Origin of the sequence: Streptomyces sulfonofaciens (assembly GCF_014656295.1) — a bacterium.
Classification (GTDB): domain Bacteria; phylum Actinomycetota; class Actinomycetes; order Streptomycetales; family Streptomycetaceae; genus Streptomyces; species Streptomyces sulfonofaciens.
The window spans coordinates 1-13,282 of the sequence record NZ_BNCD01000017.1 but is presented as its reverse complement, the minus strand read 5'-3'; the positions used below and the strand labels follow the sequence as shown (position 1 = coordinate 13,282).

General features: G+C 72.9%; 13 protein-coding genes. 2 read left to right on the top strand and 11 right to left on the bottom strand.

Annotation, left to right across the window (positions count from 1 at the left end; translation table 11 throughout):
- Nucleotides 1-69 precede the first annotated feature (69 nt).
- The 3 genes from IE313_RS36035 to IE313_RS24895 all read right to left on the bottom strand — a co-directional run bounded on the left by IE313_RS36035 (nucleotide 70) and on the right by IE313_RS24895 (nucleotide 1,942).
- Nucleotides 70-204, bottom strand: coding sequence for a hypothetical protein (locus tag IE313_RS36035; protein WP_268256738.1), 135 nt, complete (start codon nucleotides 202-204; stop codon nucleotides 70-72).
- Between the two features lie 97 nt (nucleotides 205-301).
- Nucleotides 302-1,012: a type 1 glutamine amidotransferase domain-containing protein gene (locus IE313_RS24900; protein WP_189935925.1), complete on the bottom strand. Its 711-nt coding sequence runs from the start codon at nucleotides 1,010-1,012 to the stop codon at nucleotides 302-304.
- Nucleotides 1,013-1,300: 288 nt separating this feature from the next.
- The gene (locus IE313_RS24895; RefSeq protein ID WP_189935923.1) at nucleotides 1,301-1,942 is read right to left on the bottom strand and encodes an HAD family hydrolase; all 642 of its coding nucleotides are present in this window, start codon (nucleotides 1,940-1,942) and stop codon (nucleotides 1,301-1,303) included.
- Between the two features lie 443 nt (nucleotides 1,943-2,385).
- On the opposite strand from IE313_RS24895, the gene lnt reads away from it, so the two are divergent.
- Nucleotides 2,386-4,029 carry an apolipoprotein N-acyltransferase gene (lnt, locus tag IE313_RS24890; RefSeq protein WP_229924942.1) on the top strand — a complete coding sequence of 548 codons (1,644 nt, stop codon included), beginning with the start codon at nucleotides 2,386-2,388 and terminating at the stop codon, nucleotides 4,027-4,029.
- Here the strand turns inward: lnt and IE313_RS24885 are convergent.
- Nucleotides 3,953-4,858 (bottom strand): Gfo/Idh/MocA family protein, encoded by a 906-nt coding sequence (locus IE313_RS24885; RefSeq protein ID WP_189936160.1) that lies wholly within the window; start codon nucleotides 4,856-4,858, stop codon nucleotides 3,953-3,955. The genes lnt and IE313_RS24885 overlap by 77 nt on opposite strands.
- Here IE313_RS24885 and IE313_RS36460 point away from each other — a divergent pair.
- Complete coding sequence (locus IE313_RS36460; protein ID WP_373317057.1) at nucleotides 4,827-6,116, top strand: SDR family oxidoreductase; 1,290 nt, start codon at nucleotides 4,827-4,829, stop codon at nucleotides 6,114-6,116. The genes IE313_RS24885 and IE313_RS36460 overlap by 32 nt on opposite strands.
- A 192-nt stretch (nucleotides 6,117-6,308) precedes the next feature.
- Here the strand turns inward: IE313_RS36460 and IE313_RS24875 are convergent, their stop codons facing one another.
- The 7 genes from IE313_RS24875 to IE313_RS24845 all read right to left on the bottom strand — a co-directional run bounded on the left by IE313_RS24875 (nucleotide 6,309) and on the right by IE313_RS24845 (nucleotide 12,729).
- Entirely contained in the window at nucleotides 6,309-6,758 is a 450-nt protein-coding gene (locus tag IE313_RS24875) for a hypothetical protein (protein ID WP_189936156.1), read from the bottom strand.
- A gap of 550 nt (nucleotides 6,759-7,308) precedes the next feature.
- On the bottom strand, nucleotides 7,309-8,001 hold the full coding sequence (ung, locus tag IE313_RS24870) for a uracil-DNA glycosylase (RefSeq protein WP_189935920.1): 693 nt from the start codon (nucleotides 7,999-8,001) through the stop codon (nucleotides 7,309-7,311).
- Between the two features lie 108 nt (nucleotides 8,002-8,109).
- Nucleotides 8,110-9,690: an ABC transporter substrate-binding protein gene (locus IE313_RS24865; protein WP_229924927.1), complete on the bottom strand. Its 1,581-nt coding sequence runs from the start codon at nucleotides 9,688-9,690 to the stop codon at nucleotides 8,110-8,112.
- Nucleotides 9,691-9,829: 139 nt separating this feature from the next.
- Nucleotides 9,830-10,585 (bottom strand): SDR family oxidoreductase, encoded by a 756-nt coding sequence (locus IE313_RS24860; protein ID WP_189935917.1) that lies wholly within the window; start codon nucleotides 10,583-10,585, stop codon nucleotides 9,830-9,832.
- Between the two features lie 18 nt (nucleotides 10,586-10,603).
- Nucleotides 10,604-11,365 (bottom strand): 3-oxoacyl-ACP reductase FabG, encoded by a 762-nt coding sequence (gene fabG, locus IE313_RS24855; RefSeq protein ID WP_189935915.1) that lies wholly within the window; start codon nucleotides 11,363-11,365, stop codon nucleotides 10,604-10,606.
- A gap of 159 nt (nucleotides 11,366-11,524) precedes the next feature.
- Nucleotides 11,525-11,908 carry a DUF3037 domain-containing protein gene (locus tag IE313_RS24850; RefSeq protein WP_189935914.1) on the bottom strand — a complete coding sequence of 128 codons (384 nt, stop codon included), beginning with the start codon at nucleotides 11,906-11,908 and terminating at the stop codon, nucleotides 11,525-11,527.
- On the bottom strand, nucleotides 11,905-12,729 hold the full coding sequence (locus IE313_RS24845) for a HipA family kinase (RefSeq protein ID WP_189936154.1): 825 nt from the start codon (nucleotides 12,727-12,729) through the stop codon (nucleotides 11,905-11,907). Before IE313_RS24845 ends, IE313_RS24850 begins: the two co-directional genes overlap by 4 nt.
- Nucleotides 12,730-13,282: the final 553 nt, after the last annotated feature.

The following is a 13,282-nucleotide window of genomic DNA, read 5'->3' as shown; positions in this document are numbered from 1 at the left end:
ACGGTGCGGCACCGCCGGACCGGTCGATCGACGAGTCACATGTCGATCGACGAGTCATATGAGGGTGAGTCACCTGAGCATGTCGTGCCGTACGTCCCAGGGCAGCCGCCCGGGTCCGTCGGCGCCCCCGACGTACACCCGGTCCGCCTCCGGGTTCCGCGCCGCGGGCGCGCAGGGCGTGCGGCGCGCAGTCGTGCGACGCACATCGGTGTGATGCACGGCCCCGCCCCGCACAGCCGTACGGTGCACGAGGGAGTTGCGCTCCGGGGCGGCCCGTGAGTGCCCGCGCGGCCCCGGCACCTCAGACGCGTGCGCCCAGTGTCTCCAGGAATGCCTGGGCGACCTCCTTGGCGGAGCCCGGATTCTGGCCGGTGACCAGGTTGCCGTCCACCACGACGTGCGAGGACCAGGGGGGTCCGGCCTCGAAGTGGGCGCCCGCGCCGCGCAGTCGGGACTCCAGCAGCCAGGGCGCGTTGGCGGCCAGCCCCACCTGCCGTTCCTCCTCGTCCGTGAACGCGGTCATCGTCCGGCCCTCGAACAGCCAGCTCTTCTCGTCGCCCGCCGACATGAAGGCGGCGGGACCGTGGCACAGCGAGCCGACCACCTTCGTGGCGTCGGGCAGCATGGCCGCGAGCAGCCGGCCGACCTCCTCGTTCACGGCCAGGTCCTGCATCGGGCCGTGGCCGCCGGGGATGACGATTCCGTCGTAGGCGGCGGGATCCTCGCCCTCCAGGCGGTGTGGTGCGTCCAGGACGTCGCTCACCTCTTCCAGGTACGCACGCATCTCGGCGGCCCGGGCCGCGTCGCCGCCGTTCATCTCCGGCGTCAGGCTGATCCCGTCAGGCACCGGCCTGCGGCCGCCGGGCGTCGCCAGGGTGATGGCGATCCCGGAGTCGATGAGGGTGCGGTGCGGCTCCACGAACTCCTCCGCCCAGAAGCCGGTGGGATGCTGCGTGCCGTCCTTCAGGCTCCATCGGGCGGCTCCGGTCAGGACCATGAGGAACGATGGCATGGCGCTCTCCCTCGGCATGCGGATACCCGGCGCCCGCCGCGAGCGGCGCACCGGTGTGTCGCTTTTCGGGGTCCCCCGTTTCCGCGGGAGTAACCCGCCTTCCCGCCGGAGCAACCGGGCCGTGCGGCCGGCGGCCGGACCGCACGGCCGGCCCGCGCGCCGCGGGGCCCGACGGGGGGGGTCGAGGCACCATCCGGTGGCGGGGTCGGTCGAGGGGCGGTGGGGTCGGTCGAGCGGCGGTGGGGGCGGCGAGGAGGCACGGACGGGCCGCGCTCAGACCGTGCGGAGTCACTGCGCGGCGGCGTCGGGGAGTTCGCCGAGCGATCCGATGCGCCAGTCGGCCGCGGCCGCCACCTCCGGGTCGTCCGCCCACAGATGTCCCCAGGGACCGCGCCGGATGTGGGCGACGCGCATCCCGGCGGCCTTCGCCGGGAAGACGTCGTTCGCAGGGTGGTCGCCCACGTACACGGTCCGCTCGGGCGGAGCCTTGGCGAGTTCGAGGACGCGCTCGAAGAACACGGGGTCCGGCTTGGCCACCCCCCAGTCCCCCGAGGTGACCACGATGTCGGCGGGCAGGTCCAGGTCGCGCAGCAGCTCCCCGGCGCGTGCGGTCTGGTTGCCGGCCACGATCACACGTCTGCCGAGCCCGCGCAGCCGGCCGAGCGCGGGCCGTACATCGGGGTACAGATCGCTCTCGTCGAGGTACTCACCACGGCCCGCGGCCTCGCGTGCGTGGTAGGCGGAGTCGACGTCGATGCCCGGGCTGAGCAGCCGCAGCGCGTCGGTGTTGTCGCGGCCCTGTGAGACGACCGCGCCCACCAGCGCCGAGACGGTGTGGCGCGGCACACCGAGCCAGTCCGCCCATCCCGACCAGTAGCGGTCGTCCTTGGCGAGGGTCTCCCCCACGTCGAAAACGAAGGTCTCCATCATCGTCAGCAGCCTACGGGTGGGTGCGGCCGTGCCCGCGGCGCGGCGCGGCGTTCTCGGCCACCGCCCGCGGCGGCCGCGGCCCCCCGCGCAGGGAGGCCCCCTGTGCATGATCCGCACGAGCCCCCACACTGGTGGGCCGGAACCGGGGGTCCGCGATCGGGAGGGGCGGCATGGACGTACCGAGGGGCGCCCGGAGGACGGTGGGCCGCACGGCGCTGCCGCGGGCCGCACGGCGTGCGGTCGCACGTGTGCGTGCGGCGGGACGCACCCGTGTGCCGGGGCGGGCGGCTGTGTTGGCACGCACCCGTGCACCGGTGCGTGAAGGCGGGGCGGGGCGTGTGCCGCGGCGGGCCGGGCGGTGGTACGGCCCGGCGGGCGGGCACCGGACCCCGGGGCGGGCGGCCGGGGCCGCGGGTCCGCGGCGCCCCGGCAAAGACACCGGGCTGCTGCGCTCGCCCTGGTGGCGCGGTGCCGCGGCGGTCGGGGCCGGGGCGCTGCCCGCACTGGCCTTTCCCGCTCCTGCCCTGTGGTGGTTCGCGTACGGGGCGCTGGTCCCGTGGCTGCTGCTGGTGCGTTCGGCGGGGACGCGGCGCCGTGCCGCGTACGACGGGTGGCTGGGCGGCACCGGGTTCATGCTGGCGGTGCACCACTGGCTGCTGCCGAGCCTGCACGTGTTCACGGTCGTGATAGCCGCCCTGCTCGGAGCGCTGTGGGCGCCCTGGGGCGTGCTGGCCCGCCGGATGGTCGGTGGCCGCCCCTCGACGGGCCGTGCCGCTGCGGCGCTGGTGGTGGTGCCCTCCGGCTGGCTGGTGGTCGAACTCGTCAGGTCATGGCAGGGCCTGGGCGGCCCGTGGGGCTTGCTGGGGTCCAGCCAGTGGCAGGTCGCTCCGGCGCTGCGACTCGCCTCACTGGGCGGAGTGTGGCTGGTCAGCCTGCTGGTGGTGGCCGTCAACACCGCTGTGGTGCTGGTGCTCCGCGTGCCCGGCGCGCGGGCCCCCGTCGTGGTCGGTCTGCTCGCGGTCGCCGCCCTCATTGGAACCGCGTGGGCGTGGGCCCCCCGTCCCGAGCCCGCGGGAGTGGCCAGGATCGCCGTCGTCCAGCCCGGCGTCGTCGCGGGACCCGGCAGCGGCGAGCGGCGGTTCGCCCGCGAGGAGCGGCTGACCAGAAGCCTGGCCGACCGGCACCCCGACCTGGTGGTCTGGGGCGAGAGCAGCGTCGGCTTCGACCTCGCGGACCGTCCGGACCTCGCCGCGCGTCTCGCCGCCCTCTCCCGGCGGGTGGGCGCGGACGTCCTGGTGAATGTGGACGCGCGCCGCACGGCCACCTCGGCGCACGCCGGCGGCCCGAAGATGCACGGTTCGGTTGCGCACGCCGGCGGCCGGGTTGCGCACGCCGGCACTCCGGGCATCTACAAGAGCTCCGTCCTGGTCGGCCCGCACGGACCCACGGGCGACCGGTACGACAAGATGCGCCTGGTGCCGTTCGGCGAGTACGTTCCCGCGCGCTCGGTCCTGGGCTGGGCCACCTCCGTCGGCAAGGCGGCAGGTGAGGACCGGGTCCGAGGGCGGGAACAGGTGCTCATGGACGTCGGACGCGCCGCCGAGGGCGGTCGCACTCTGCGGATCGGGCCCCTCATATGCTTCGAGTCCGCGTTCCCCGACATGAGCCGCCATCTGGCGGCGGACGGTGCCGGTGTGCTGCTGGTGCAGTCCTCCACGTCCTCGTTCCAGCACAGTTGGGCACCTGCGCAGCACGCGTCACTCGCGGCGCTGCGGGCCGCGGAGACCGGCCGTGCGATGGTGCACGCGACGCTGACCGGGGTGTCCGCGGCGTACGGGCCGGGGGGCGAGCGCATCGGTGCGCCGCTCGGCACGGACACGCGGGGAGCGGTGGTGTACGAGGTGCCGGTGGCCACCGGCACCACCTGGTACGTCCGCTTCGGGGACTGGCCGGTGCACGGCGCGCTGCTGGTGCTGGCCGTGCTGGGCGGGGCCGAGTGCCTCCGCTCGCTCAGGCGGCCTGCTCAAGCACCGCGGCTACCACCCGCTCGCACAGCTCATGCGTCGCCAGCGCGTCACGGGCGCTGAGCACGGTGCCCGCCCGCACGGCGTCCAGGAACGCGAGGACGACCTGCTCGATGCCCCGCTGCCGCGCCACCGGCACCCAGTCGCCCCGCCGCCGCACGCTCGGCTGGCCCTTGTGGTCCACGACGTCGGCGAGGTTGAGCACCTGCCGCTTGGTGTCCTGTCCGGAGACCTCCAGGATCTCCTCGGTGGAGCCGCTGCGGTGGTTCATCACACCGAGCGCGGTGAAGCCTGCGCCGCCGAGTTGCAGCACGACGTGGTCCAGCAGCCCGCGCGCGGTACGGGCGCGCACGCTCACGTGGTCGATCTCCCCGGGGGCCAGGAAGCGCAGCGTGTCCACGACGTGGATGAAGTCGTCCAGGACGAAGGTGCGGGGGTCCTCGGGCAGGCCGACCCGGTTCTTCTGCAGCAGGATCAGTTCGCGCGGATGCTCGGCGCACTGTGCGTAACCGGGTGCGTAGCGGCGGTTGAACGCCACCGCGAGGCTGGTCCGGCGCTGTTCGGCGAGGCTCACGAGCCGCTCGGAGTCCGCCAGCTCGTAGGCGAGCGGCTTGTCGACGCAGGTCGGCACGCCCGCCTCCAGGAGGCGGGCGGTGATCTCCGGGTGCACCTTGGTGGGCGCGTGCACGAACGCCGCGTCGAGGCCCTGGGCGAGCAGCCCGTCCAGGTCGGTGTGGCAGCGCTCGTCGGGGATGTGCAGGGCGGCGGCGACGCGGGCCAGTGTCGCGGGCGTGCGCGTGTGCAGGTGGAGTTCGACGCCCGGCAGGGCGGTGAGCACCGGCAGATACGCCTTCTGGGCGATGTCGCCGAGCCCGATGCAGCCGACCTTCACCGGTGTCTCCTCAGCTCTCGTCAACGGTCGTCATACGCGATGCGCTACGGAGCGTGGGGTCAAGGGGTGTGCTCCGATGTCGAGGAAGCATACGTGCCCGGGGGCGGCCGCCGGTCGGCCACCTCGTCGAAGCCGCGCAGCACGGGTGCGTACGCCGGGCAGCACGGTGTGCGGCATGCCGTCCGTGATGACCGGCGCCTGGGGAGTTGCCCCTCGTGCGCTCCCTGGCCGGCGCACTCGCCCCACGGGCATCCGGGTCGACGTGGTGAGCCCCGGCCCGGTCGGCACCCCTCCGTACAGCAAGACGGGCATCTTCACCGACGCGATCGCCTCCTGGGCCGAAGGCGCTCCCCCTCGCCGCGTCGGAGCCCCCGCGGACAGCGCCGGAGCCGTCGCCTCCCTCGCGTCCGACGCGGTCGGCCGCATCACGGGCGACACCCTGCTCGTCTCCGGCGGCATCGGCGCCCACGCCCGCACCATGCAGGTGAGGGGGCCGCAAGCCGACCAGCGCCCTCGTGGGCTTCGACGCTCAGCAGGGTTCTCGATCCCGGCCCGCCGTTCCGACCACCGGCTGGGCAGCGGGCGCCACGGGTGCGCTACGGGGCCGGGAACCGTGCTCGCCTGCATGCTCGGCACCGACCGCCGAGGGCCCGGCGGCGACGGTGGTCCAAGGCGTCCGTCACCTGTACGGGTCGTCACTCGTGCGGGCCATGCCGGGTTTCGTGTGCGGGCGAGAGGGCGCGGGCACAGCAGAGTTGCCCACGTGCACAGAACCATGACATCGGCCGCGTTGCTGATCGCCGCCGCGGCCTCGGCCGTCACGGCCTGTGTGGCCGTACAGCCGTCTTCGGACGCCGCGCGTTCGACCGCCCCGCCCGCGAGCCCGCCCGACCGCCCGTCGGGCCCGGACGGCGGACCCGTGCCGCGGACGGTGCGGGCGCCGGTCCCCGAGGTGCTGGACCGTATACGGCGCTCCCGGCCACCCGCACCCGGACGGCGCCGGGCCGGGCCCGCCGCCACCGCGCCGGGTGCGCACGAGCGGGCGGGCGGGCCGCCCGGCGCAGCCCCGGGGCCCCTGCCGCACGAGTCGCCCGGCCCACCCGCCCCGGTGCCTCGCACGCCGCTGCCGCATCTGCCCGTCCCATGGGTCCCGGCGCAGATCCCGGCCGCCCCCGCCGGACCGCTCTGGATGGTCCCGGTACGGCCCGGCGGCTGCGGCCCCGGCGGCAACGCCGGCGGCCGGGCGACGGCCTGTTGACGGCGCGGGGCCCGGCGGGCCGGCGGTGGCCGACGCCCGGCGGTGTGTGGGAGGGGCGGTGGGCGGCAGCCGGCCGCGAGCCCGGCGCGACGGCGGGACGCGCGCGTGTACGGCCGGAAGGGACGCCTGCGACCCCCGCAAGCCGGGCGGCCGCCCGAAGCCGTGCGCCGGGCCCACCGTACCGGCGCGTCGCTATGTCACTTCGCCGGCGAGCTTGCGCTCCAGGCGGCCGATGGCGGCCCGCACTCCGTTGCCGTAGCGGTCGTCGGCCAGGGCGGCGACGGCGCCGCGAGCGCTGCGCACATGGCTGCGCGCCGCTTCGGTGCGGCCGAGCCGGTCGTAGTCGGCGGCCAGGTTGAGGTGCAGGGACGGCAGGAAGGCGCGGGCGGCGGGCGGCCCGCCGTGGACGGCGGCGGCCGGCAGCCCGGCCAGTTCCTCCGCGGCGGACAGGGCGCGCAGGTCCCAGGCCAGCTCGTCCGCGGGGTCGTCCTGGGTGTCCGCCATGTAGTGGGCGAGGGTGCAGCGGTGGAACGGGTGGCCGCCCTCGCCGAGTTCCGACCACAGGGCGAGGAAGCGGCCACGCGCCTCCTCGCGGTCTCCCCCGTGGTGCAGCATGATCACTTGGCCGATCCTGGTCGTCATGGCGTCGTCGGCCGTGCGCTCCCGGCCCCCTTGGCGCTCCGCACACTCCTCGTGCTCCGCCTGCTCCTCGTGCTCAGCCACCGCTTCCTCCACGCTCGCGCCACGGCCCGCTCCGCCGAGGACCCGTCGGGCCCCGGCCCACGCCTCTTCCACCATGAGGCGCCGTCCTGGCACGGGCCCCGGGAACGTCATGCGGACAGCCCCGGCACCCGCCGGCCGTGCCGGTGCCCGCGCGCCACCACCGGTACCGACGCCATCCACCGCCACCGACAATGGCGTCCAGCCCCCGGGTCCCGCATCCGGGACTGGGCCAGCACGGTGACGGCCGGGGCCGTACGCGCGGCGGCCGGGCGGCGGACGGGGCTGAGCGCCACGAAGGAGCGGGGGCGCTTCACCCGCCGGCGGCCCGGCCAGCGCCGACTCCGCCCCCGACCGCAGGCCGATGCGCCGACCTGCGGCGCCACCCACCCCTATGACGCCCGCCCGGGCCGCCCGCCCCGGGGCTGCTCCTCGGCGAAGGCCCTCGGCGAAGGCCGTCAGAGGGAAACCCTCAGCGGGACTCCCCCAGGTCGGGGATCCGCCACGAGATCGGCGCGTGCCCCTGCTCCGCCACCGCCTTGTCGATCTGCGTGAACGGGCGCGAGCCGAAGAACCTGCGGGCGGACAGGGGCGAGGGGTGTGCGCCCTTGACGACCGCGTGCCGCTTCTCGTCGATGAGCGGCAGCTTCTTCTGCGCGTAGTTGCCCCAGAGCACGAAGACCGCCGGGTCGGGCCGCTCGGCGACCGCACGGATCACCGCGTCCGTGAACTTCTCCCAGCCCTTGCCCTTGTGCGAGTTGGCCTCTGAGGCCCGGACCGTGAGCACCGCGTTGAGCAGGAGGACTCCCTGGCGGGCCCAGGGCATCAGGTAGCCGTTGTCCGGGACGGGGAGGCCAAGCTCGTCCTGCAACTCCTTGTAGATGTTGCGCAGCGAGGGCGGCGTCTTCACGCCGGGCCGCACAGAGAAGCACAGGCCGTGGCCCTGGCCCTCGCCGTGGTACGGGTCCTGGCCGAGGATCAGGACCTTCACCTGGTCGAAGGGGGTGGCGTCGAGCGCGGCGAACACCTCTTCGCGCGGCGGGTAGACGGGACCCTTCGCCCGTTCCTCCTCCACGAACTCGGTGAGCTGCTTGAAATACGGCTTCTGCAGCTCCTCGCCGAGGACGCCGCGCCAGGACTCGGGCAGCATGGCGGTGTCGGTCACGTCAACTTCCTCCGGGGTACGCGCACGTGGCGGCCACGCCGATCATGTGGTCGCCGACAGGACACAGAACCTACCGGCGACCACTGACATCCGCCGTCGGGCGCCGTCCTACCAACTGGTCTTCCGGCCCAGTTCCCACACCATCATGATCGACGACGAGTCGAAGGCACTCTCCGCGCCGGAGACGTCGTCGTTCGCCGCCACGAACAGCTTGCTCTGCCACAGCGGGATCAGGCGTGCGTCAGCGACCAGGATGTCCTGGGTCTGCTGGAACTGCTTGACGACCTCTCCGCGGTCGCTCTCCTCGCGGGACCGGGGCAGCAGCTCGTCGGTGATCTTCGGAATCCTGTAGGGCGTACCGAGGGCGTTCTGCTCCCCGACGAAGGGGGTGACGAAGTCGTCCGGGTCCGGGAAGTCGGGGGACCAACCGCGCCCGAACACGGGGTACTCGCCCTTCTGGTACCCGGCCTCGAACGTCGTCCAGGGCCTGCTCCTCAGGGTGATGCGGAACAGGCCGGAGGCCTCCAGTTGCCGCTTGATCTCGGCGAACATCGGCGCCGTCGCGGAGCCGTACCGATCGGAGGCGAACCACATGGTCAGCGGCACCGGCTCGGTGATGCCCGCATCGGTCAGGAGCCCCCGGGCCCTGGAGACGCTGGGGTCGCCGTAGTCGTCGAAGAACCCGGCGGTGTGGCCGACGACGCCCTTCGGGATCATCGAGTAGAGCGGGTCGACGGTGCCTTTGTAGATCTTGTCCGCGATGGCGCCCCTGTCGATGAGCTGGGCGACCGCCCTGCGCACCGGGAGCTTGCGCGCCCAGCCGTCCTCGGGGTTGAAGACGAGGTAGCTGGTCTCGGCGCCGGCCTCCTCGATCAGTTGGAGGCCGTCGTGCGACCGGCCGCCCTGGAGCGCGACGATGTCGTCCGCGGCCAGTCCGCGGACCGTCACGTCGATCTGCTTCTTCTCCAGGGCGTCCACCATCGCGTGCGAGTCCTGGAAGTAGCGGATCGTGGCGCTGTCGTTCTTGAGGTCCGCGAACCCCTTGTAGCTGTCGTTCCTGGTCAGCTCGGCCCGGTCGCCGGCCACGTACTTCTTCAGTTCGTAGGGGCCCGAGGCGGTGATGCCCCCGTCCTTGCGGACGGCGTCGGCCGGGTAGTCCGCGGGGTCGACGATCGACATGGCGGGTGTGGCGAGGACGAACGGGAAGGTGGCGTCGGCCTTCTTCAGGTGGAAGACCACGACGGAGTCGCCCCGGGTCTCCACCCGGTCGAGGCTGCCCAGCAGGCCCACGGGACCGCCCGGCACGTTGATCCTGCGTATCCGGTCCACGGAGTACTTGACGGCGTGGGCGTCGAGGGTGTCGCCGTTGGAGAACGTCATGTCCCCGCGGAGCGTGCACCGGTAGGTGCGCTTGGCGGCGTCCGAGAACGTACAGTTCTCGGCGGCGTCGGGCTTGGGCTCCGTGGCCCCCACCGGGTAGGCGAGCAGCGTCTGGTAGATGTTGCGGAACAGCTCCCAGGAGCCGTCCCAGGCAGCGGCGGGGTCCAGTGTGCTGGGTGCGCTGGTGGTGCCCACGACGATCCGGTGCCCGTCCCCCGCGTTGTGCGACGGCATGAGACCACACCCGGCAAGCACGGATATCGAGGCTGTCGCCGCGATCCGCCGTACACATCTGATCCGGTTGAACACGCGCTCTCCTCGATCAGGCAACGCCTTGGATCGGGCGACGATATCGCAGTGCCCCGCGACCCGCCCCGCCGCATCAGCCGGTGATCCGACGGGGCGTTGGCACCCGGGAAGAGCGCGTGTTCCGGCATCTTCCGGTTGGTCAGCCGACACCCGCGTTGAGGAAGATGCCGCCGTCCACCACCAGGGTCTGCCCGGTGATCCAGTCCGACTGGTCGGAGGTGAGGAAGGCCGCCGCGCCCCCGATGTCCTCGGGCACCCCGAGCCGTCCGAGCGGGTACGCGGCCGCGGCCTCCGCTTCACGTCCCTCGTAGAGCGCCTGTGCAAAGCGGGTCTTGACCACTGCCGGCGCGATGGCGTTCACCCGCACCTTCGGCGCGAACTCGTGGGCCAGTTGGAGGGTCAGGTTGAGCATCGCCGCCTTGCTCATGCCGTAGGCCCCGATGAAGGGCGAGGCGGACACGCCGGCGACGGAGGAGATGTTGACGATCGCGCCGCCGTTCTCCTTCTGCCACGCCTTCCAGGTGCGCTGGGCGAAGCCGAGTGCCGAGATGACGTTGGTCTCGTACACCTTGCGGGCGACGTTGAGGTCGAGGTCCGCCATCGGCCCGAACACCGGGTTGGTGCCGGCGTTGTTGACCAGGAAGTCGATCCGCCCGAAGGCTTCCATGGTGCGCTCGACGGCGACCGCCTGGTGCGCCTCGTCATGGGCCTTGCCCGGCACGGCTATGACACGGTCCGCGCCGAGCCGTTCGGCGGCCTCCTTGAGGGCGTCCTCACCCCGTCCGGTGATGCACACCCGGTCGCCGCGTGCGACGAGGGCCTCGGCCACGCCGTAGCCGATGCCTCGGCTCGCGCCCGTGACCAGGGCGACCCTGCCGCTGTCCTGCTGCGTCATCTGCGGTGTTCCTCGCGATCAGTTGAGCGGGCCGCCGGCCACGTACAGGACCTGGCCGGAGACGAAGCCGGCCGCGTCGCCCGTGAAGAAGGCGACGGCGTTGGCGATGTCCTCGGGCTGTCCGACGCGCTGGACGGGGATCTGCGTGGCGGCCGCGGCCTGGAAGTCCTCGAAGCCCATGCCGACACGCTCCGCGGTGGCCTTGGTCATCTCGGTGGCGATGAAGCCGGGCGCCACGGAGTTGGCCGTGATGCCGAACTTGCCGAGCTCCTTGGCGAGGGTCTTGGTGAAGCCCTGCATACCGGCCTTGGCCGCGGCGTAGTTGACCTGGCCGCGGTTGCCCAGCGCGGAGGACGAGGACAGGTTCACGATGCGGCCGAAGCCGGCGTCGACCATGTGCTTCTGGGACGCGCGCGACATCAGGAAGGCGCCCCGCAGGTGCACGTTCATGACGGTGTCCCAGTCCGACGCGCTCATCTTGAACAGCAGGTTGTCCCGCAGCACCCCGGCGTTGTTCACCAGGATCGTCGGCGCGCCCAGCTCGGCGGCGATCCGCTCGACCGCGGACGTCACCTGCGCCTCGTCGCTGACGTCGCAGCCCACCGCGAGCGCCCTGCCGCCGGCGGCGGTGATCTTCTCGACGGTGTCCTTGCAGGCGTCCTCGTCGAGGTCGATCACGGCCACGGCGCGGCCCTCCGCGGCCAGTCGTACCGCCGTGGCGGCGCCGATGCCGCGCGCGGCGCCGGTGACGATCGCGACGCGCTGCTCAGTGGTGGACATGTTTCTCCTCGTTCCCCTCGTCCTGGGACAGCCGGTCCGGTGCGGTGGTCCGTCGGTGAGCCGCGGACCATCGGTGAGCGACCGCTTAGTACCTTCGTGTCGTGACGCTAGAAGCCCTGGCACCCGGTGTCAACGGCCTGCCTGCCCGTGCCTCCTCGCTCACCTCACCAGGAGGTCGAGCAACCGGTCCGCCTCCGCCTCGGGATCGTCCGTGAGCCCGGTGTGCACCGGGCCCGGCTGGACGACGGTGGAACGGGGTGCGATCAGCCAGCGGAAGCGGCGCCCGGCGTCGTCCCGCCCGGCCTCCCCCGCCTGGTCGCCGCCCCGGCAGACGCGTTCCACTGCGTGCAGGGCGGCGCGTACTCCGGTGGCGTCGGCCCCCGGATCGAGCGCGGCGAGCTTGGCCTCGTCGAGGTGGGTGCGCGCGGCGACGTAACCGCGGGCGCGGCAGTAGACGACGACACCGGCGTTGAACCGCTCACCGCGCTCCACCCTCGGCACCACCCGCAGCAGCGCGTACTCGAAGACGTGCCGGTCGCTCATACGCCCTCGCCCGTGGCTGCGGGGCCGGCCGGCAGCCAGCCCGACGACGGTGCGGGACGACCGGACGGCCGGCCCGGTGTGATGTGCTCGTGGATGGTCGCCGCGCGTGCAAGAAGCGCGGACGCATAGGCCTCGCGCACCTCGTCGGGGCCGGCGAAGCCGGCCTCGTCGGCCAGCCAGGCGTCCGGCACGTCGGCGGTGGCCTCGGCGAGCAGGTCGGGGGTGATCCGGGGAGCCAGGTCGGCGGCGGCGGAGGCGATGTCGGGCGCGAAGGGCGCGAGCGCATGGTCGGAGGCGTCGTAGGGCCGGGTGGCGGCGGTCCCCGCGGTCGGCCAGTTGTGGTGCCAGATCATGGTGGCGCCGTGGTCGATCAGCCAGAGGTCACCTTGCCAGACCAGCATGTTGGGGTTTCGCCAGGAACGGTCCACATTGCCCACCCATGCGTCGAACCATACGATGCGTCCGGCTTCCAGGGGGTCGACGGCGTAGGCGAGCGAGTCGAACCCGAGCGCGCCGGAGAGGTAGTCCACGCCGAGGTTCAGCCCCCCGCTCGCCTTGAGGAGGTCCTGGACCTGCGGGTCGGGCTCGCCGAGTCCGAGCACGGGATCGATCCGTACGGTGACGAGCCCGGGGACGCGCAGGCCCAGCAGCCGGGCGAGCCGCCCGCAGATCGCCTCCGCGACGAGCGTCTTGCGACCCTGTCCCGCACCGGCGAACTTCACCACATAGGTGATCCGGTCGTCGGCCTCGACCAGACCGGGCAGCGAGCCGCCCTCGCGCAGCGGGGCGATGTAGCGGGTTGCCGTGACCTCCCTCAGCATCCTTGAAGGTCCCACGACTCTTCTACCTTGCATTCCATGGCAGCTCGAAGGCGTTGCAATCCGGGAAAACCTCCCCGATCAGTCCTGGGGAGAACTCGGGGAGTGTCGACCGGCATGCTCGTCTCCCTGCCTTCCCAGCAATCCGTCAGTAGCGGCAGGGCCCTTGCTTCCGGCCTCTGGCATGAAGTGAGCATAGTAACCAAGCGTGACGGCTGGCGACGAGTGCCCGAGCCACCGCGCCGGCGTCACCCACCACGGACTCCCCGGCCTCCGGCATGATCGAGGAGTAGGCGTGTCGCAGCACGTGGAAGCCGTGCTGCTACGCGTCCTGCCGCGGCCGGCCCTTCGCGCCCTTGGCGCGCGGACATGCGGGGGCGCGGAGACGGTTCCAGTCCCACGGACCCTTTCTCGTCAAGTCTCACTTGCCGGGGAACCTGTCACAGTCGTACCGACCAGGTGGTGGTCCGTTCTTTCTCTTCCTTGGTGAGCAGTTCGGTAAGGGCCTGCCGTTCGTCGAGGTCCGCATGCCGGATCGTGACCCGGTCGGCCTCGA

Excerpts from the sequence above, each read along its gene's own strand:
- IE313_RS24900 (WP_189935925.1), bottom strand. The coding sequence starts at position 1,012 with ATGCCATCGTTCCTCATGGTCCTGACCGGAGCCGCCCGATGGAGCCTG.
- IE313_RS24895 (WP_189935923.1), bottom strand. The coding sequence starts at position 1,942 with ATGATGGAGACCTTCGTTTTCGACGTGGGGGAGACCCTCGCCAAGGAC.
- IE313_RS36460 (WP_373317057.1), top strand. The coding sequence starts at position 4,827 with ATGTCGCCGAGCCCGATGCAGCCGACCTTCACCGGTGTCTCCTCAGCT.
- IE313_RS24875 (WP_189936156.1), bottom strand. The coding sequence starts at position 6,758 with ATGACGACCAGGATCGGCCAAGTGATCATGCTGCACCACGGGGGAGAC.
- IE313_RS24860 (WP_189935917.1), bottom strand. The coding sequence starts at position 10,585 with ATGACGCAGCAGGACAGCGGCAGGGTCGCCCTGGTCACGGGCGCGAGC.
- fabG (WP_189935915.1), bottom strand. The coding sequence starts at position 11,365 with ATGTCCACCACTGAGCAGCGCGTCGCGATCGTCACCGGCGCCGCGCGC.
- IE313_RS24850 (WP_189935914.1), bottom strand. The coding sequence starts at position 11,908 with ATGAGCGACCGGCACGTCTTCGAGTACGCGCTGCTGCGGGTGGTGCCG.
- IE313_RS24845 (WP_189936154.1), bottom strand. The coding sequence starts at position 12,729 with ATGCTGAGGGAGGTCACGGCAACCCGCTACATCGCCCCGCTGCGCGAG.